The sequence below is a fragment of the Pseudomonas sp. IPO3749 genome (genome assembly GCF_013386605.1).
GTDB classification, from domain to species: Bacteria; Pseudomonadota; Gammaproteobacteria; order Pseudomonadales; family Pseudomonadaceae; genus Aquipseudomonas; species Aquipseudomonas azotoformans_A.
Genome location: NZ_JACARN010000012.1, coordinates 380,113 through 398,087, shown reverse-complemented (window position 1 = coordinate 398,087; position 17,975 = coordinate 380,113). Strand labels below are relative to the sequence as shown.

Sequence of the window (17,975 nt, the reverse complement as noted above, 5' to 3'; positions counted from 1 at the left end):
TTCTCATGTTTGAGCGCCTTATCCAATTTGCCATCGAGCAGCGCATCATCGTGCTGTTGGCGGTGCTGTTGATGGCCGGTGTCGGCATCGCCAGCTATCAGAAACTGCCCATCGACGCGGTGCCCGACATCACCAACGTGCAGGTACAGATCAACTCGGCAGCGGCCGGGTATTCACCGTTGGAGACCGAGCAGCGCATCACCTTTCCCATCGAAACCGCCATGGCCGGCTTGCCCGGTTTGCAGCAGACGCGCTCGCTGTCGCGTTCCGGTTTGTCCCAGGTCACGGTGATCTTCAAGGACGGCACGGACCTGTTCTTCGCTCGCCAATTGGTCAATGAGCGCCTGCAAGTCGCCCGTGAGCAATTGCCCCTGGGCATCGAGACGGCGATGGGGCCGATTTCCACCGGGCTGGGGGAAATTTTCCTATGGACCGTCGAGGCCAAGGACGGCGCACTCAAGGACGACGGCACGCCCTACACACCCACCGACCTGCGGGTTATCCAGGACTGGATCATCAAGCCGCAACTGCGCAATGTGCCGGGCGTGGCCGAGATCAACACCATCGGCGGCTTCGCCAAGGAATACCAGATTGCACCCGACCCCAAGCGCCTGGCCGCCTACAACCTGACCTTGAATGACCTGGTCACGGCGCTGGAACGCAACAACGCCAACGTCGGTGCCGGCTATATCGAGCGCAGCGGCGAGCAACTGCTGATCCGCGCGCCGGGGCAATTGGCGTCCATCGACGACATCGCCAATATCGTCATCACCAGTTCGGATGGCACGCCGATTCGCGTGCGCAACGTGGCCCAGGTCGAGATCGGCCGCGAGCTGCGTACCGGTGCCGCCACCGAAAATGGCCGCGAAGTGGTGCTGGGCACGGTATTCATGTTGATCGGCGAAAACAGCCGCAGCGTGTCCCAGGCCGTGGCGAAAAAGCTTGAAGAGATCAACCGTTCTCTGCCCGAAGGCGTGGTCGCCGTCACCGTCTACGACCGCACCAACCTCGTCGAAAAAGCCATCGCCACCGTGAAGAAAAACCTCTTCGAAGGTGCGCTGCTGGTGGTCGCAGTGCTGTTCCTGTTCCTCGGTAATATCCGCGCCGCGCTGATCACCGCGATGGTGATTCCCCTGGCGATGCTGTTCACCTTTACCGGAATGTTCACCAACAAGGTCAGCGCCAATTTGATGAGTCTCGGCGCGCTGGATTTCGGCATCATCGTCGACGGCGCGGTGGTGATCGTCGAGAACGCCATTCGCCGCTTGGCTCACGCACAGCAGCGTCACGGGCGACTGTTGACGCGCAGCGAGCGCCTGCACGAAGTGTTCGCCGCCGCCAAGGAAGCACGGAGGGCGCTGATCTTCGGCCAACTGATCATCATGGTGGTGTACCTGCCGATCTTCGCCCTCACCGGCGTGGCCGGAAAGATGTTTCATCCCATGGCGTTTACCGTGGTGATTGCCCTGCTGGGCGCGATGATTCTGTCGGTGACGTTCGTGCCGGCGGCGATTGCGCTGTTCGTCACCGGCAAGGTCAAGGAAGAAGAAAATATCGTCATGCGCAGCGCGCGTCGGGTCTATGCGCCCGTGCTGGATTGGGTGATGACGCGTCGGCCGCTGGTGTTTGGCTTGGCCGTGTTGACCATCGTCGCTTCAGGCGTTGTCGCCAGCCGCATGGGCAGCGAATTTATCCCCAGCCTCAGTGAAGGCGACTTTGCCCAACAGGCCCTGCGCGTGCCCGGCACCAGCCTGACGCAGTCGGTGCAGATGCAACAGCAACTGGAAAAAACCTTGATGGCCCAGGTGCCGGAAATCGAGCGGGTATTTGCGCGCACCGGCACTGCAGAAATTGCTTCCGACCCGATGCCACCGAACATTTCCGACAGCTACGTGATGCTCAAACCCAAGGACCAATGGCCGGATCCCAAGAAGTCCCGCGAAACCCTGATCGCTGATATCCAGCGTGCCAGTGCGATTGTGCCGGGCAGCGCGTACGAGTTGTCGCAGCCGATCCAACTGCGTTTCAACGAGCTGATTTCCGGCGTGCGCAGCGATGTGGCGGTGAAGGTATTCGGCGATGACATGGCGGTGCTCAACAAGACCGCCGGGGAAATCGCCGAGACCCTGCAAAAGCTCAATGGCGCATCGGAAGTCAAGGTAGAACAAACCTCCGGCCTGCCGGTGCTGACCATCAATATCGACCGCGACAAGGCCGCACGATTTGGCCTGAACGTGGGTGATGTGCAGGACACCATTGCCGTCGCTGTCGGCGGGCGTCAGGCCGGTACGCTGTACGAAGGCGACCGGCGTTTCGACATGGTCGTGCGTTTGTCCGACGCGTTGCGCACCGATATCGACGGGTTGTCGCGGCTGTTGATTCCGGTGCCGGGGAATGCGTCTGGCCAGTTGGGTTTCATCGCCTTGTCCCAAGTGGCCAGCCTGGACCTGGTGCTCGGCCCGAACCAGATCAGCCGCGAGAATGGCAAGCGCCTGGTGATCGTCAGCGCCAACGTGCGTGGACGGGATATCGGGTCGTTCGTCGAGGAAGCCGAGGCGGCCATCCTCGCCCAGGTGAAAGTGCCAGCGGGCTACTGGACCACCTGGGGCGGCCAGTTCGAACAGCTGAAGGAAGCCTCCGAGCGCTTGCGCATCGTGGTGCCGGTGGCGCTGCTGCTGGTGTTTGGTTTGCTGTTCATGATGTTCAACAACCTCAAGGATGGCCTGCTGGTGTTTACCGGCATTCCGTTCGCCTTGACCGGTGGGATCATGGCGTTGTGGCTGCGGGATATTCCGCTGTCGATCTCGGCGGGGGTGGGCTTTATTGCCTTGTCCGGCGTGGCGGTGTTGAACGGCCTGGTGATGATTGCGTTCATCCGCAACCTGCGCGAGGAAGGGCGCTCGTTGTCGATGGCGATCAACGAAGGCGCGCTGACCCGGCTGCGTCCGGTGTTGATGACCGCGTTGGTGGCGTCCCTTGGATTTATCCCCATGGCGCTCGCCACCGGCACCGGCGCTGAGGTGCAGCGGCCGCTGGCGACGGTGGTGATCGGCGGGATCATTTCCTCTACGTTGCTGACCTTGCTGGTGCTGCCGGCGTTGTATCAGTGGGCCCATCGCAAAGAAGAGGAAACACCAGGCTGAACCGTGTAAACCGGCCCGGCTGGCTGCTGACGTCGGCGTGCCCCTGATGCAGGTGCATGATCGACTGCACAATCGCCAGCCCAAGGCCGGTGCCGCCTTCGGCACGGGCGCGGCTGTTGTCGGCGCGGTAGAAACGTTCGAACAGGTGGGGCAGGTGATGGGCTTCGATACCACGCCCGGGGTTGCCCACCGACAGCGACACGTTCTGGTCGTAGCTTTCCACCAGCAGCAACACACTGGAAGCATCGGGTGTGTGGCGAATGGCATTGGACAGCAGGTTGGAGATGGCGCGCTGGATCATCAGGCGATCCCCCATCACCCAGGCATCGCCGCGCAGGCTCAGGGTGATGTGCTTGTCTTCGGCGCTGAGGGCGAACAACTCCATCACCCGCTGTGCTTCCTGTGCCAGCGACACCGGGGCAAAACCGGCGCGCGCGGCGGGGTGGCTGACCTGGGCGAGGAACAACATGTCCGAGACAATCCGCGACAGGCGCTCCATTTCCTCGGTGCAGGATTCCAGGCCGGCTTTGTATTCCTGCGAAGGCCGCTCGCGGGACAAGGTCACCTGGGCCTTGCCCATCAGGTTGGTCAAAGGCGCGCGCAGTTCGTGGGCCAGGTCGTCGGAGAACTGCGACAGTTGCTGCACCCCGGCGTCGAGGCGATGCAGCATAACGTTGATGCCTTCGGCCAGTTCGCCCAGCTCCTTGGGCAGGTTGTCCAGGGACAGGCGATGGGTCAGGTCCTGGGTGGTGACCTTGGCCGCAACACGGCTGAACTGTTGCAACGGCGCGAGCCCGCGTTGCACCAGCCACCAGGCGCCCATGCCGATCAGGATCAACAGCATCGGCAGGGCGATCACGGTTGAGCGCAGGTAGGCACTGAGCAGCGCCTCATCATCGGAGCGGTCCAGCGACAGCAGCACGCGGACATACTCGCCACCTTGCAAGGGCATCAGGCGCGTCGCACTGAGGATGCGATTGCCCTGGCCGTCGACCCAGTTCAAATAGGCCAGGTTCTTGCCCGTGGGCACGTCTAGCAGCAGCGGTTGCTGGGGCTTGGCGCCGACGCTGAGCAGTACCGGTGCATCGGGCCTTGCGCCGAGGATGGTCAGGTAGATGTTGTCGTGGCCCATCACCAGGTCCAGCAGTGAATGAGGACGGTTGGTGATGCGGTGTTCATCGAGGCCCTGGTTGAGGGTATGGGCCAGTTGCTCCATTTTGTTTTCCAGGCCCTTGCGCGCAAGCTTGTCCAACTCGTGCGTCAGGGCCAGGTACGCCAGGCTCGCCAGCAGCACCACCAACCCGGCGCCCATCAGGCTGACCGTCAGCCCCAGGCGCATCGACAGGCTGCTGGTCTTCATGGGCGCGCCTCCAGCACATAACCCACACCGCGAATGGTATGGATCAACTTCACCTCGCTCTGGTCATCGACCTTGGCGCGCAGGCGGCTGATGGAGACTTCCACCACATTGGTGTCGCAATCGAAGTTCATGTCCCACACCAGCGAGATGATCTGCGTGCGGGTCATCACTTCGCCGGCTTGGCGCATCAGTACGTGCAGCAGGGCGAATTCCTTGGTAGTCAGGTCAATCCGACGGTTGCCGCGATAGGCGCGGTGTCGGCGGGGGTCCAGTTCCAGGTCGGAGACGCGCAGCACGTCTGGCAGCGGGATGTGCTCGCTGCGTCGCAACAAAGTGCGCACACGGGCGAGCAACTCGGGAAATTCGAAGGGCTTTACCAGGTAATCATCGGCGCCCATGTCCAGGCCCTTGATCTTGTCGGCCAGCCGGCCGCGCGCGGTCAGCATCATCACGCGCTGGTTACCGTCGCGGCGCAGTTGCTCCAGCACTTCCCACCCGTCGGTGTTGGGCAAGTTGACGTCGAGGATCACCAATTCATAGCTGTGTTGCCTGGCCAGGTGCAGGCCATCGATGCCGCTGGCGGCGCAATCGACCACATAACCGCTTTCGGTCAGGCCTTGTTGCAGGTAGTCGGCGGTTTTTTGTTCGTCCTCAACCACAAGGATACGCATGGGGGTTACCTTCAAAGAAAACGAAAAGGGGCATGGCCTCATGGCGAGGCTGAGTAGGCTGTAGGAAAACTCTGAAGCGTGAAGTAGCTTTAGGGTCAAGCTGCGTCAGGCGGGTGCGACGATTCGTCACTGACCCAGCACACAAAAAAAACGCCCCAATCGGGGCGCAAAAAGTTCATCTCTGTTCCAAAGGAGCTACACAAAAGCCGCAGAGATGAGTTGTGTTCGATGTGCAGTGTAAAAAGTGCAACTTAACGGGAAGGTGAGGCCAATATTACAGTTCTGACAGACTTCAACTTGTGAACAGATGTAGCGCATCGGCAAGTGAATGTAATTGGCCTCCCTTAAAGTACTGCAATGGGATACTCGACAATCAAGCGAACTTCTTCCAGGTCCGACTCAAATGCACTTGAGCGCACTGTCGCCTGGCGCAGTCGCAGCGATAAGTCCTTCAAGCGGCCACCTTGCACCACGTATTTGGCCTCGATGTCCCGTTCCCAGCGGCGCTGATCGGTGAGCGGGTTGCCGGCCGCGTCACGGCGCATGTACACCGCGTTGGCGTTGCTGTAGTCAGCGCCGGTGCCTTTGCCGTAGCGGGTCATGAACGACAAACCAGGAATGCCGAACGCTTGCATGTCCAGGTCATAGCGCAGCATCCACGAACGTTCCTTGGGCGAGTTGAAGTCGCTGTACTGGATCGAGTTGTTGAGGAAGATCGAGTCGGACTGGCGCAGGTAATCGAAGTCGTCATCGCCGTTGTTGCGTTGGTGCGAGACGGCCAGGCTGTGGGCGCCGACCTTGACCCCGAGCCTGGCACTCCAGATGTTGTTGTCGAATTCGCCCAGCAATTTTTTACCTTCGTCCACGGCCTTGTAGTAGTTGAAGTCGCCGAACAGCGAGACGTCTTCGCCCAGCGGATAGTTGCCGGCGGTGCCGAAGTAGTATTGGTCCCAGGCGTCTTTCAAGCGGCTGCTGTAGAGGCTGACGCTGAGGTTTTCGTTGACGGTGTAGTCGCCGCCGAAATAGCCAATCCAGGGCGAGTCGACCGGGCCCGCGTAGAAGGTGGCAAAGCCCTTGTCCATGCCACTTTGCGTCGGCTGGCTCATGCCGCTCAAACGCCCGCCCTGCAAGCTCAGGCCCTCAAGGCTGGTGTTTTGCGCGGTGACCCCACGAAAGCTTTCCGGCAAGACACGTGAATCACCGTACGCCACGACCGGCGTCAGCGGGAATACATCGCCGGCTTTGATCACGGTGTCCAGTACGCGTAGTTTCGCGGCGCCGCCAAATTTACTGTAGTTGTCTTCCGGGTGGTTGTTGCTGTCCACCGGCAGCACGCCGAACGAGCCTTTGCCACCGCTGCGACCGGTGCCCGAATCCAGCTTCACGCCGACCATGGCGAATGCGTCCAGGCCGAACCCCACGGTGCCCTGGGTAAAACCGGATTCGAATCGGCCAATCAATCCCTGCGCCCAGGCTTCTGAATAGCCGTTGCCGGTGGGGCTGGACTGGCCCTTGCGATCATCGCGATTGAAGTAAAAATTACGTGCCAGCACGTTAACGCTGCTGCCTTCGATAAAGCCCTCGGGCGGCTCCTGCGCAGCCACGGCGGTCAAGGGCAAGGCGGCGCACAGTGAAAGGGGAAGGCTGTAGTGACGGATACGCATGGTTCGCTCCTGGGTACTGGCAATGTTCAGCTTCTTATGGGAGTGGGCGTTCTTATTGATCTGGCCCGGGCTGATAGTTGCAAACCGTGGATAACGAAGAAGTGGCGTGAACATTACAATTCTGGAAGCTCACGGTTATCTAACAAATAAGTAATGTTCTGGTGAAGATTGCGTCAGGGTCCGTTGGTTAGTCTCGGTACTGAACTTTTCAATCGAGGAACTAACCATGAATTTTTATAAAATCGCGTTGGGCGTGTTAACGGCAGTTTTGTCTTTTGGTGCCTTGGCCGAGGGCGGGGGGGATCGTACGTTCGCACTGATGATGGAGCGCAATGAGAAAGCCATGGCCGACTATGCCGCCAAAAAGGGTAAGCCGGCGCCCGAGGTCCAGGTGTATCGCTATGGCCTGGAGCTGGACATTGCCAAGGTGGTCAACGTCACGCCGCCGATCCGTTCGTGCAATCCGGTGCCGTCGCGCATGACCTACGAAGACTCCAGCGGCAAGCTCAATACCCTTGAATATCAAGTGATGGGGGTGTGCCGAAACAATGGCAGTTGATGGATCCAAAAATATAGTTGGGCCTGGGGCTAAAGCCCTCTTCAGAAAACGCCGACAGCGCCGATGCAGGTCAGATCACTCTCCCCATTTGACCATCGGTGCCCCATGTTCAACACCCGTTTGAAGCAGGAGCTGTCGGCTCTTCGCGAAGAATTGTCCAGCTTGAATCAGGTCAAGGAGAGCCTGGAAAGCGAAATGCTGTGCCTGACGCTGGACGCCGAAGGCCGGGTGGAGTGGGCCAATGCCAACTTCCTGCAAGAGTTGGCCTATCAGAGCGGCCAACTGCTGGGGCGAAAGATCGAAGATCTGGAGCCGGTCCATGTGCGTCGGGATGAATTCCAGCAGCGCTTCAAGAACGCCCTGGTGCGCGGCGAACATTTCGCTGGCACGGTGCGCCTGATGCGTGGCAACGGCCAGGAAGTGTGGTTGCGCTCGATTGTGCAACCGGTGCGCAGTTCCGATGGGCGCATCAAGCATTTTTCGATTTACTCCAGCGACCTCACCCGCACCATCGAGGCCTCTCGCGAGCATGAAAACCTGATCACCGCGCTGGTGCGTTCCACCGCTGTAATCGAGTTCGACCTCGGTGGCCACGTGCTGACCGCGAACGACCGTTTCCTGGGCGGCATGGGTTACAGCCTGGCGCAGATCCAGGGCAAACATCACCGCATGTTCTGCGAGCCGGAGGAATACAACAGCACCGAGTACCAGGACTTCTGGAAGCGCCTGAACGCCGGTGAGTTCGTTGCGGCGCGTTTCAAGCGAGTGGACAGCCACGGCCGCGTCGTCTGGCTGGAAGCCACCTACAACCCGGTGATGGATGCCACCGACCGGCTGTACAAAGTCGTCAAGTTCGCCACGGTGATCACCGATCAGGTCAATCAGGAACAGGCGGTGGCCGAGGCCGCGAACATTGCCTACAGCACTTCGCTGCAAACCGATAACAGCGCCCAACGCGGCACTACCGTGGTGACCCAGGCAGTGGATGTGATGCGCGACCTGGCCAAGCACATGCAACAGGCTGGCGAGGGCATCGAGGCGCTGAATGCTCAATCCCAGGTGATCGGGACCATCGTCAAGACCATCAGCGGCATTGCCGAGCAGACCAACTTGCTGGCGCTCAACGCGGCCATTGAAGCGGCGCGTGCAGGCGAGCAGGGGCGTGGTTTTGCGGTGGTGGCCGATGAAGTGCGGCAGTTGGCCTCGCGTACCAGTAAGGCGACCGAGGAGATTGTCGGCGTGGTGCGTCAGAACCAGGACATGGCGCGCGATGCTGTCAGCCTGATGACGGAGGGTCGCCTGCAAGCCGAGCAAGGCCTGGCCCTGGCGGCCGAGGCGGGCACGGTGATCGTGGAGATCCAGGACGGCGCGCAAAAGGTGGTCAGTGCGGTAGGGCAGTTCGCCAACCAACTGTCGAGTTGAGCCTGGGGCTTCAGGTATCGTAGGCGCTTTCTTGCATGAAGAGCCGACCGTCCATGAGCCCTACCCACCGTCGCCCCGTTCCGCTGTCCAAGGCCTACCGTTTGCTCAACCACGGCCCGACCGTGCTGGTGAGCGCCGCGCACAACGGCCAACGCAACATCATGGCGGCTGCCTGGGCCATGCCGCTGGATTTCGAACCGCCGAAAGTCGCCGTGGTGCTGGACAAGGCTACCTGGACCCGCCAACTGCTCGAAAGCGCTGGCACCTTTGTGCTCCAGGTGCCTTGCGTGGCCCAGGCCGATCTTGTGCAAACCGTGGGTAACACCACCGGCGCCGACACTGACAAATTTGCCGCCTACGGCTTGCAGACGTTCAAGGGTGAACACACCGAAGCGCCGTTGCTGGAAGGTTGTGTGGCCTGGCTGGAGTGCCGTCTGCTGCCCGAGCCTCACAATCAGCAGACCTACGATCTGTTCCTCGGTGAAGTGGTCGCGGCCTATGCCGACGAGCGCGTATTCAGCGACGGCCGCTGGCATTTCGAGGGGCATGATGACCTGCGCACCTTGCACCATGTGGCGGGCGGGCATTTCCTCACGATAGGCGAGCCGATTGATGGCCGTCAGCTCTAAGCCTTACCAGTGTGCGTTTGCCAGTGCTTCGGCAAACGCCATCAACTTCGGGGAATACTGCCGGGACGGCGGATAGACCAGCGAGATCGCCCGACTGCGCCCGGCGACGTCTTCCAGCACCGGAACCAGGCGCCCGGCCGCGAGGTCGTCGCGCACGGCAAAGTCCATTACCTGGGCAACGCCAAAACCACCCACGGCGCCGTCCACCAGCGCATCGCCGATATCGAAGATCAGTCGCCCTTCGACGCTGACATCCTGCACCCTGCCGTCGATCATGAACTGCCAATCCACCAGGCGGCCGCTGCGTAGGTTGCGTACGGTGAGGCAGTTGTGGTGCTTGAGGTCATCGACGCAGTTCGGAGTGCCGAAACGTGCGAGATAAGCGGGTGCGGCGACCGTGACCCAACGCAGTGGCGGTAGGGCGCGGGCGATCAGGCGCTGGTCCTGGATCTCGCCGGTACGCAGCAAGGCATCGAAACCTTCATCGACGATATCCACCAGGCGATCGGTCATCACTGCCTCGATGCGCAGTTCGGGGTAACGCAGGGTCAATTCGCCGATCACCGGCATCACCACTTTGCGTCCGAACAACGACGGCGTGCTGATCTTCAACAGGCCAGACGGGTTGCTGCGTCGGTCGAGCATCAGTTTTTCGGCTTCGGCCAGTTCCGCCAGTAACGGTGCACTGCGCTCGTACAACATCTGCCCGTCGGGGGTGAGGCTGACGCTGCGCGTGTTGCGTTGCAGCAGGCGAACCCCCAGCTCGCTTTCCAGGCGCGAAATGGCACGGGACAGACCGGACTGGGTCAGCCCCAGGTCACCGGCAGCGCGGGTGAAACTGCGGGTTTCGGCCACGCGGACCAGCAAGCGAACAGCGTTCAGATCCATGATTAAAGTCATTACTGAAAGAGTGATATCGGTATTTATCATCGATCAGGCATGAAAGAAACTGATGCTCTCTTATTTTCGGACAGGACGCTGTGATGTCTCCTTCTCGACCCTCAGGCTGGATGCTGACGTTGCTGGCCACCGCGCAATTGATCATTGCGCTGGACGCCACCATCGTGTTTGTTGCCCTGCCGCGGATCGGCATGCACCTGGATTTTTCCGCCCAACAACTGCAGTGGGTGGTCAGCGCCTACAGCGTGGCATTTGGCGGGTTCTTGCTGTTGGGTGGCAGGGCCACCGATTTGCTCGGCAAACGACGTTTGTACCGGGTGGGGCAGTCGCTCTACGCCCTGGCTTCCCTGGCGGCTGTGCTGGGCGGCAGCGCGATATTGCTGGTACTGGCGCGGGCGGTGCAGGGTGTGGGCGGCGCGATGCTGTTCCCGGCCACGCTCGCGTTGATCAACACCCACTACGCCGAAGGGCCGGCGCGCAACCGTGCGTTTGCCGTGTGGAGTGCGGCGTCGGCGGCCGGGCTGGCGTTGGGCTCGTTGCTGGGCGGCGTGCTGACTCAGGTGTGGGGCTGGGAAGCGGTATTTCTGGTGAACGTGCCTCTGGCGGGCGGCTGTGCGTGGGCGGCGCGGTACTGGATCCCCGCTGATGGTGAGCGTGCGCGTGGACGCAACTTCGATATCAGCGGCGCGTTGACCGTGACCGTCGGCGGCACGTTACTGGTGTTTGCCCTGGTACAAGGCCCGGAATGGGGCTGGACGGCCCCGTCCACCCTCGGTTGCCTGGCCTTGGCATTGGCACTGCTCGGGCTGTTCGCCTGGATCGAGCATCGAGGCCGCGACCCGCTGATGCCGCTGCGCCTGCTTGCTTACCGCGAACTGCGCATGGCCATGGTGCTGACGGCGGTGTTCATGAGCAGTTTTGGCGTGCAGTACTACTTCCTCGCGGTGTATTACCAGCAGGTCTACGGCTACAGCGTATTGCAGGCGGGGCTGGCGTTCTTGCCGGCGACGTTGGTGTGTACGTTCGGTATCTGGTTGGCGGAGCGCTCGCTGGTTCGGCTGGGTTTGCGCAACACCTTGGTCTGCGGGCAACTGGCGGGGGCGGTGGGCATTGCGCTGGTGGTATGGGCGCTGCCGACCGGCGTGGGGTTCTGGTCGTTACTGCCGGGGATTTTCATCCTGAGTGTCGGGCAAGGCATGACCTGGACCGCGATGTGGGTGGCGGCGGGCCTGGGTATCCGGCCAGGGGAGCAGGGCGTGGCGGCGGGGATGGCGTCCACCAGCCAGCAGATCGGCGGGGCGTTGGGGCTGGCGGTGCTGGTGTCGGTAGCGAGCGCCGGTGGCATCGAGCAGGCGTTGTGGTGGAGCGCGGCGATCGCCCTGGCAGGCGCGGTGTTGGCGCTGTGTCTCAGGCAACCGGCCGGGTTATCTGTTCTGGAAACGGTCTGACATTTTTACCCAACGCGACGGTGGCATGCCGTAGGTGCTGCGAAATTGCCGGGTCATATGGCTCTGGTCAGTGAAACCGGCGGTCATTGCCGCGTCGACCAATGATTGGCCTTGGGCCAACAGGCTGCGCACCAGATCCAACCGACGCATGGTCAGGTAGCGGTAGGGGCTGGTGCCGAACAGCAATCGAAAATCCCGCGACAAGGCCCAGCGGTCGCGGCCGGCATGGTCGGCCATTTCATCCAGGGTGATGCTGCGGCCCAGGGCGCTGTGGATAAACTCCCGGGCACGCTCGGCGGCTACGTAGTCGAACGTCTTGCGGCTGATGATCCCGCCCGAGACGTTGCTCAAGGCGTGGGCCAGGTCGAACAGGGCGTCCTGTTCCTGCAACGGGTCGATGGGGTTATCCAGGTTCTGCAGCAACACTTCGCTGGCGCGAAACAGCCGTAGGTCGGTGGACAAACCATTGGGGATAAACGGCAGTGGCTTGCCGCCGAGGATCTGTTGGATCAGCGACGGCTCGACATAAATCATCCGGTACTTGAACCCCTCATCACTGCCTGCGTGGCCGTCGTGGGTCTCATCGGGGTGCAGCACCATGGTGGTGCCGGGCAGGCTGTGGACCATGTCGCCGCGGTAGTGGAAACTCTGCACACCCGTCAACGTCCGCCCGATGGCGTAGGTGTCATGGCGATGCGGGTCGAAGGCGAAGCCGGCAAAGTACGCCTCGATACGGTCCAGGCCACTGGCATGCGGGGCGCGGTGAAGCCAGTCGAGGGTGGCGGTGGGTTTGCCCATGGTGGTGTGTCACAAAAAAGAGAGGGAAGTACGTTAACCCAGTCTGGCGCGGGTTGTCTGCCGAGTCTTGAATGATCGTGCGGGTTTCTGTTTATGAGTGTCAAAGGGTTATTTTTGTATTGTTTTATAATGAATTATTATTGTTTTACGATAATTTTGTGGTTATCTTGCCTCGACATTCCTTCAGAGAGGCCTTTCATGAATACCCAACGTCTTGCTCAACTCAGCCAGCGTATGTCGATGATCACCCTCCTGCTGATCATCAGCATGTTGGTGCTCAACGCGGCTGTCTGGCTGTTTCCGGTATTGAGTTCTTCGGCCGACGGGCTTGGGTTTGGCTTCGCACTGAGCGACCGCCAGATTCAAGGGCGTGCCGAGCAGGTGGCGTTGTTTCCCTTCTGGCAGATCCTGGGGGGGATCGTGTTGTCCAGTGTTCCCTTGATGGCGCTGGCGTCCGGTCTGAATCACCTGCGCAAGTTGTTCAAGAATTATGCGCGGGGCGAGTATTTCTCCAGTGCGGCAGCGTTGCATCTGGGTAAGGTTGGTAAGGCCGTTGCGATCTGGGTGTTGCTGGATTTCTTATGTGAGCCACTATTGAGCGTCTGGGTGACCATGAACGAGCCGGTCGGCCAGCGGATGATCAGCCTGAGCGTGACGGCGCCCAGCTTTGTTGCCCTGTTTCTGGCTGCCTGTATTGCGGTAATCGCGCGTATCCTGTTACAGGCCAGTGAAGTGGATTCTGAAAACCGTACTTTTGTTTGAGATCGACATGCCCATTGTGATTGAGCTGGATGTCATGCTTGCCCGGCGCAAGGTCAAGTCCAAGGACCTGGCGGCGGCCATCGGGATTACTGAACAGAACCTTTCCTTGCTCAAGCAGGGCAAGGTCAAAGGCATCAGGCTCGGGACGCTGGATGCCATCTGTACTTACCTGGATTGTCAGCCCGGCGATTTGCTGGTTCATATGCCAGAGCCGGCCGCCGACCAGTAGGGCCTTATCAACACTGCGAAGAAGGATCATTCGATGCTGCTTTCCAACCTGCCCTACGCGGCGCCGTTGTTGTCGTTGGCCCTGCTCTGGACGGTCGCGGTGGTGACACCGGGCCCCAACTTTTTCAACACCGCACAACTGGCGGCCAGTTGCTCACGTCGCCATGGCGTGGTGGCATCGGCCGGAGTGGCCACCGGGACTGTCATGTGGGGGCTCGCGGGCGGCTTGGGCATCAAGTCGCTGTTTACCGCCGCGCCCATGCTGTACATGGCGTTCAAGATCATCGGCGGTTGCTACCTGATTTATCTCGGCCTGAAACTGTTCAAACGCTCGGCACCGGCCATGAGCCAGAGTGTGCTGCCGGACGAGGCGCGGCGCTCGCTGTTCTCCGCTTGGCGCCTGGGGTTGCTGGGTAACTTGTCCAACCCCAAGGCTGCCCTGTTTGTGGCGACCATCTTCGCGTCCACCATGCCGCCGTCTCCCTCGCCGATGCTGCTGACCCTGGCGGTCATGACCATGGCCACCTTGTCGTTCAGTTGGTATTCCTGCGTGGCCCTGGTGTTTTCCAGTGAGCGCATGGCTGACCTTTACAGCCGCTCGCGCAAGTGGCTCGACCGCTTTGCCGGTGGCTGCTACCTGCTGTTCGGTGCACATCTGGTAGCGAATCGCTGACCGCCCGTGGTAAGAAGCCTTACTTTCAACAGTGAGGCCGGGTCATGAGCAAGGTGCGGGTAGGTATTATTTTTGGTGGCCGGTCGGCCGAGCACGAAGTCTCGTTGCAATCGGCGCGCAACATTGTTGACGCGCTGGACCGCTCCCGTTTCGAGCCGGTGTTGATCGGTATCGACAAGGCCGGCCATTGGCACCTCAACGATACGTCGAACTTCCTGCTCAACCAGGAAAACCCGGCCCTGATCGCCCTCAACCAGTCCAACCGCGAGCTGGCGGTGGTGCCCGGCAAGGCCAGCCAGCAACTGGTGGAGACCTCGGGTTCGGGCCTGCTGGAACATGTGGATGTGATTTTCCCCATCGTCCACGGCACCCTCGGCGAAGACGGTTGCCTGCAAGGCCTGTTGCGCATGGCGGACCTGCCTTTTGTCGGCTCCGACGTACTCGGCTCGGCAGTGTGCATGGACAAGGACATCAGCAAGCGCCTGCTGCGCGATGCCGGCATTGCCGTCACCCCGTTCATCACCTTGACCCGCAGCAACACGGCGCGTACTTCGTTCGAGGCTGCGGTGAACAAGCTCGGCCTGCCCATGTTCGTCAAACCCGCGAACCAGGGGTCTTCGGTAGGCGTGAGCAAAGTCGGCGACGAAGCCGAGTACCACGCGGCTGTTGAACTAGCCCTGGGTTTTGATGAAAAAGTGTTGGTCGAATCCGCCGTAAAAGGTCGTGAAATCGAATGCGCCGTGCTCGGCAACGTAAACCCCATCGCCAGCGGTTGCGGCGAGATCGTGGTGAGCAGCGGTTTCTATTCCTACGACAGCAAATACATCGACGACCAGGCGGCCCAGGTGGTGGTGCCGGCCAACATCAGCCTGCAAGCCAGTGAGCGCATTCGCGGGTTGGCCATCGAGGCGTTCGAGGTGCTGGGCTGCTCCGGTCTGGCACGGGTCGACGTGTTCCTCACCGACGAGGGTGAAGTGCTGATCAACGAAATCAACTCACTGCCTGGCTTCACCCGCATCAGCATGTACCCCAAGCTGTGGCAGGCGGCGGGGATGAGCTACAGCGAGCTGGTGAGCCGGCTGATCGAGCTGGCGTTGGAGCGGCATGCGGGGCGCAAGGGGTTGAAGATCAGTCGGTGATGCGAGCAATCCACGAGTAAATCAGCGTCTTCACCTCCTCCGGGTGATGCGTCCTTCGGCGGTAGCTGGCAAAGGTGGGTGACGTGCAGTAAGTGCACACCTCACTCACCTCGATCTGATCCCGCCGCAGGCCGGCCGCTTGCAGCAACATCACGCCATAACCACTCAAATCAAACCACGCACTTGCGGCTTGCCGGGCATGGGGTGGTGCGATTTCAGGCGCCAGCAACGGCGCGGGTTGCACAACGCTCCACGGCGCTCGCCCGCTTAACCACAAGTGCCCCTGATCCGTTTGGAACTGTGCGATAAACGCCTCGCTCACCTCATAACAACACGGCTTGATCGACGGCCCTATCGCCACCCGCAACTGGTCGGCGGCAATGCCCTCATCCGCGAAGCGCTGCACGGCGTTAGCAATAATCCCTGCGTGTAACCCCTTCCATCCGCCATGCACTGCGGCGACTTTCTCGCCATTCTTTGAGGCAATGAGAATGGGCAGGCAATCGGCGGTGATCACGGCGATGGGCTGATGCTCGCCGGTGCACACGCCATCTGCCTCTACCGTGTTGGGCACCTGATCCGCTTGCCATTCAATCACTGACGCGCTGTGTACCTGCTTGCAGATAAACACTTCTTGCGGGCGCCGTGGATCATTGATCGAACAAAAACCGTGGTCGACGCCAGGAATGGCGCCGAGATTATCTGCCTGTTGCAAGAGCGCATTCTCCGTTGATTGAATCGTCAGTCGCCAACCGCTGCGCCTTCGCGCCGAGGGTCGGCGCCGCCGCTCAGCGACAGCTTGCCCTGGGCATCCCGCGTGCGGACGATGGCCTGGATGCCGCTGGTCATATCGATTTCGCTCAGCGCATGGCCTTTGTCCTTGAGGGCCTGTTTCAGCGCGGGGCTGAACAGGCCGGTTTCCAGTTCGGTCGCGCCATTGCGGCTGCCGAAGTTAGGCAGGCTGATGGCGGTTTGCGGGTCGAGTTTCCAGTCGAGCATCGCCACCAGGGACTTGCTCACGTACTCGATGATTTGCGAGCCGCCGGGCGAGCCGACCGTGGCCAGTAACTCGCCGCTGTTGCGATCGAACACCAGGGTTGGCGCCATGGCCGAACGCGGGCGTTTGCCGGGCTCGACGCGGTTGGCGACGGGCTGACCATTTTCTTCAGGGATAAACGAGAAGTCGGTCATCTGGTTATTGAGCAAGAAGCCCTGCACCATCACATGGGAGCCGAATGCCGCTTCCACCGTGGTGGTCATCGACACGGCGCCGCCCAGGTCATCCACGGCGACCACTTGCGAGGTGGAAATGCGCAGCGGCGAGCGGTCCGGCGCGTAAGCCACCTGGATGCCCGCAGGTACGCCCGGCTTGGCGATGCCCATGCTGCGCTCGCCGATCAAGGCCGCACGCTTGGCCAGGTAATCCGGTGCGACAAGGCCCGCCACGGGCACGGGGACGAAGTCCGCGTCGGCGACATAGAGCGCGCGATCGGCAAACGCCAGGCGCCCGGCTTCGGCCAGCAGGTGCACGGCTTCCGGTGTGGGCTCAAGGCCGGCTGACGACGGGCTTTTCACTGGAAGCATGGGAGCGATGGCCAGGGCAGGATCGCGGGCCTCCAGCGCCTGCAAGGTGCCGAGGATTTGCGCAATGGCAACTCCGCCCGATGACGGTGGCGGCATACCGCAGATTTTCCACTGTTTGTAGTCGGTGCACAGCGGCGTACGCTCCTTGGCGGTATAGCTCCTGAGATCCGCCTGGGACAGGCTGCCCGCGTTGCGATGGCCTTGCACCTTGCGTGCGATCTCATCGGCAATCGGCCCTTGATACAGCGCATCCGGGCCTTCCTTGGCGATGCGTTTGAATACGTTGGCCAGTGCCGGGTTTTTCAACAGGGTACCAGTGGCTTTTGGTGTGCCATCGGCGTTCAGGAAATACGCCGCCATGTCCGGCGACTGTGCGATATAGCGGTCGGCCGCAATCAGGCTGTGCAGGCGTGGAGAAATCGCGAAGCCCTGTTCCGCCAAGCGGATCGCCGGCTCGAACAGCTCGGCCCATTGCAGGTGCCCGGTCTTCTTGTGTGCCATCTGCAGTGCGCGCAATACGCCAGGCGTGCCGACCGAACGCCCACCAATCTGCGCCTCTGGGAATGCCATCGGCTTGCCATCGGCCTTCAGGAACAACTGTTCCGTCGCCCCGGCCGGCGCGGTTTCGCGGCCGTCATAGGCGTGCACGTTTTTACCGTCCCACAGCATGATGAACGCACCACCGCCGATGCCGGATGACTGCGGCTCCACCAGGGTCAACACCGCCTGCATCGCAATCGCTGCATCAATCGCCGAACCGCCTTTGCGCAGCATTTCGCGTCCAGCCTCGGCCGCCAGGGGGTTGGCAGCGGCGGCCATATGGCGCTCGGCGTGTTGGGTGATGAGGTCGGTGCGATAACCTGAACCCAGTTCGGGGGCCGGGGGCTGTTCGTTGACAGAAGTGTTGCATGCAGCCAGGGCAAGGGCTGCGGCAATCACCGACAGTTGAAGGCGGGAAATCGAAAACACGCGCTGAACTCCGTTCATTTTGAGAA

General features: G+C 61.2%; 16 protein-coding genes and 1 pseudogene. 10 read left to right on the top strand and 7 right to left on the bottom strand.

The annotated features are described in order from the left end of the window. The first annotated feature begins 5 nt into the window (after window positions 1–5). The gene (locus tag HX812_RS06590) at window positions 6–3,143 is read left to right on the top strand and encodes a CusA/CzcA family heavy metal efflux RND transporter (RefSeq protein ID WP_038842734.1); all 3,138 of its coding nucleotides are present in this window, start codon (window positions 6–8) and stop codon (window positions 3,141–3,143) included. On the opposite strand, the gene HX812_RS06585 is transcribed toward HX812_RS06590, so the two are convergent. The 3 genes from HX812_RS06585 to HX812_RS06575 all read right to left on the bottom strand — a co-directional run bounded on the left by HX812_RS06585 (window position 3,067) and on the right by HX812_RS06575 (window position 6,838). Then, window positions 3,067–4,503 (bottom strand): heavy metal sensor histidine kinase, encoded by a 1,437-nt coding sequence (locus HX812_RS06585; protein WP_038842737.1) that lies wholly within the window; start codon window positions 4,501–4,503, stop codon window positions 3,067–3,069. The two genes, HX812_RS06590 and HX812_RS06585, sit on opposite strands and share 77 nt — an antisense overlap. Then, on the bottom strand, window positions 4,500–5,174 hold the full coding sequence (locus HX812_RS06580) for a heavy metal response regulator transcription factor (protein ID WP_010213373.1): 675 nt from the start codon (window positions 5,172–5,174) through the stop codon (window positions 4,500–4,502). The genes HX812_RS06585 and HX812_RS06580 overlap by 4 nt, the downstream gene beginning before the upstream one ends. 344 nt (window positions 5,175–5,518) lie before the next feature. Then, on the bottom strand, window positions 5,519–6,838 hold the full coding sequence (locus HX812_RS06575) for an OprD family porin (protein ID WP_038842742.1): 1,320 nt from the start codon (window positions 6,836–6,838) through the stop codon (window positions 5,519–5,521). 226 nt (window positions 6,839–7,064) lie between these two features. On the opposite strand from HX812_RS06575, the gene HX812_RS06570 reads away from it, so the two are divergent. The 4 genes and pseudogenes from HX812_RS06570 to HX812_RS06560 all read left to right on the top strand — a co-directional run bounded on the left by HX812_RS06570 (window position 7,065) and on the right by HX812_RS06560 (window position 9,448). Beyond that, window positions 7,065–7,397: a DUF2790 domain-containing protein gene (locus tag HX812_RS06570; RefSeq protein ID WP_038842744.1), complete on the top strand. Its 333-nt coding sequence runs from the start codon at window positions 7,065–7,067 to the stop codon at window positions 7,395–7,397. A 63-nt stretch (window positions 7,398–7,460) separates the two neighbouring features. Then, a pseudogene (locus HX812_RS32330) lies at window positions 7,461–8,279 on the top strand (PAS domain-containing protein); the annotation flags it as partial. A 108-nt stretch (window positions 8,280–8,387) separates the two neighbouring features. Beyond that, window positions 8,388–8,819, top strand: coding sequence for a methyl-accepting chemotaxis protein (locus HX812_RS32325; protein ID WP_370590784.1), 432 nt, complete (start codon window positions 8,388–8,390; stop codon window positions 8,817–8,819). Window positions 8,820–8,872: 53 nt separating this feature from the next. Further along, window positions 8,873–9,448, top strand: coding sequence for a flavin reductase family protein (locus HX812_RS06560; protein WP_038842750.1), 576 nt, complete (start codon window positions 8,873–8,875; stop codon window positions 9,446–9,448). 3 nt (window positions 9,449–9,451) lie between these two features. Here HX812_RS06560 and HX812_RS06555 read toward each other — a convergent pair whose 3' ends face one another. Further along, window positions 9,452–10,336, bottom strand: a complete 885-nt coding sequence (locus tag HX812_RS06555; protein ID WP_038842753.1) for a LysR family transcriptional regulator — start codon at window positions 10,334–10,336, stop codon at window positions 9,452–9,454. A gap of 122 nt (window positions 10,337–10,458) precedes the next feature. Between HX812_RS06555 and HX812_RS06550 the strand changes: the two genes are divergently transcribed. Further along, window positions 10,459–11,796, top strand: a complete 1,338-nt coding sequence (locus HX812_RS06550) for an MFS transporter (RefSeq protein ID WP_152514685.1) — start codon at window positions 10,459–10,461, stop codon at window positions 11,794–11,796. On the opposite strand, the gene HX812_RS06545 is transcribed toward HX812_RS06550, so the two are convergent. Next, window positions 11,773–12,594 carry an AraC family transcriptional regulator gene (locus HX812_RS06545; protein ID WP_038842759.1) on the bottom strand — a complete coding sequence of 274 codons (822 nt, stop codon included), beginning with the start codon at window positions 12,592–12,594 and terminating at the stop codon, window positions 11,773–11,775. The two genes, HX812_RS06550 and HX812_RS06545, sit on opposite strands and share 24 nt — an antisense overlap. Before the next feature lie 198 nt (window positions 12,595–12,792). On the opposite strand from HX812_RS06545, the gene HX812_RS06540 reads away from it, so the two are divergent. The 4 genes from HX812_RS06540 to ddlA are packed head-to-tail and all read left to right on the top strand — an operon-like array spanning window position 12,793 to window position 15,396. Next, the gene (locus tag HX812_RS06540) at window positions 12,793–13,356 is read left to right on the top strand and encodes a DUF2975 domain-containing protein (RefSeq protein WP_033898428.1); all 564 of its coding nucleotides are present in this window, start codon (window positions 12,793–12,795) and stop codon (window positions 13,354–13,356) included. 7 nt (window positions 13,357–13,363) lie between these two features. Beyond that, the gene (locus HX812_RS06535; protein ID WP_038842762.1) at window positions 13,364–13,585 is read left to right on the top strand and encodes a helix-turn-helix transcriptional regulator; all 222 of its coding nucleotides are present in this window, start codon (window positions 13,364–13,366) and stop codon (window positions 13,583–13,585) included. Between the two features lie 33 nt (window positions 13,586–13,618). Then, window positions 13,619–14,257 carry a LysE family transporter gene (locus HX812_RS06530; protein WP_038842764.1) on the top strand — a complete coding sequence of 213 codons (639 nt, stop codon included), beginning with the start codon at window positions 13,619–13,621 and terminating at the stop codon, window positions 14,255–14,257. Window positions 14,258–14,301: 44 nt separating this feature from the next. Further along, window positions 14,302–15,396: a D-alanine--D-alanine ligase gene (gene ddlA / locus HX812_RS06525; protein ID WP_038842766.1), complete on the top strand. Its 1,095-nt coding sequence runs from the start codon at window positions 14,302–14,304 to the stop codon at window positions 15,394–15,396. Here the strand turns inward: ddlA and pgeF are convergent. Then, entirely contained in the window at window positions 15,386–16,111 is a 726-nt protein-coding gene (pgeF, locus tag HX812_RS06520) for a peptidoglycan editing factor PgeF (protein WP_038842769.1), read from the bottom strand. The two genes, ddlA and pgeF, sit on opposite strands and share 11 nt — an antisense overlap. A 26-nt stretch (window positions 16,112–16,137) precedes the next feature. Continuing rightward, complete coding sequence (gene ggt / locus HX812_RS06515) at window positions 16,138–17,967, bottom strand: gamma-glutamyltransferase (RefSeq protein WP_050572371.1); 1,830 nt, start codon at window positions 17,965–17,967, stop codon at window positions 16,138–16,140. Window positions 17,968–17,975: the final 8 nt, after the last annotated feature.

Bases quoted from the DNA above. Each gene is read 5' to 3' on its own strand.
- HX812_RS06530 (WP_038842764.1), top strand. From the start codon at position 13,619: ATGCTGCTTTCCAACCTGCCCTACGCGGCGCCGTTGTTGTCGTTGGCC.
- HX812_RS06585 (WP_038842737.1), bottom strand. From the start codon at position 4,503: ATGAAGACCAGCAGCCTGTCGATGCGCCTGGGGCTGACGGTCAGCCTG.
- HX812_RS06570 (WP_038842744.1), top strand. From the start codon at position 7,065: ATGAATTTTTATAAAATCGCGTTGGGCGTGTTAACGGCAGTTTTGTCT.
- HX812_RS06560 (WP_038842750.1), top strand. From the start codon at position 8,873: ATGAGCCCTACCCACCGTCGCCCCGTTCCGCTGTCCAAGGCCTACCGT.
- HX812_RS06540 (WP_033898428.1), top strand. From the start codon at position 12,793: ATGAATACCCAACGTCTTGCTCAACTCAGCCAGCGTATGTCGATGATC.
- HX812_RS06555 (WP_038842753.1), bottom strand. From the start codon at position 10,336: ATGGATCTGAACGCTGTTCGCTTGCTGGTCCGCGTGGCCGAAACCCGC.
- HX812_RS06590 (WP_038842734.1), top strand. From the start codon at position 6: ATGTTTGAGCGCCTTATCCAATTTGCCATCGAGCAGCGCATCATCGTG.
- HX812_RS06545 (WP_038842759.1), bottom strand. From the start codon at position 12,594: ATGGGCAAACCCACCGCCACCCTCGACTGGCTTCACCGCGCCCCGCAT.
- HX812_RS06580 (WP_010213373.1), bottom strand. From the start codon at position 5,174: ATGCGTATCCTTGTGGTTGAGGACGAACAAAAAACCGCCGACTACCTG.
- ggt (WP_050572371.1), bottom strand. From the start codon at position 17,967: ATGAACGGAGTTCAGCGCGTGTTTTCGATTTCCCGCCTTCAACTGTCG.
- ddlA (WP_038842766.1), top strand. From the start codon at position 14,302: ATGAGCAAGGTGCGGGTAGGTATTATTTTTGGTGGCCGGTCGGCCGAG.
- HX812_RS06575 (WP_038842742.1), bottom strand. From the start codon at position 6,838: ATGCGTATCCGTCACTACAGCCTTCCCCTTTCACTGTGCGCCGCCTTG.
- HX812_RS06535 (WP_038842762.1), top strand. From the start codon at position 13,364: ATGCCCATTGTGATTGAGCTGGATGTCATGCTTGCCCGGCGCAAGGTC.
- HX812_RS06550 (WP_152514685.1), top strand. From the start codon at position 10,459: ATGCTGACGTTGCTGGCCACCGCGCAATTGATCATTGCGCTGGACGCC.
- HX812_RS32325 (WP_370590784.1), top strand. From the start codon at position 8,388: ATGCGCGACCTGGCCAAGCACATGCAACAGGCTGGCGAGGGCATCGAG.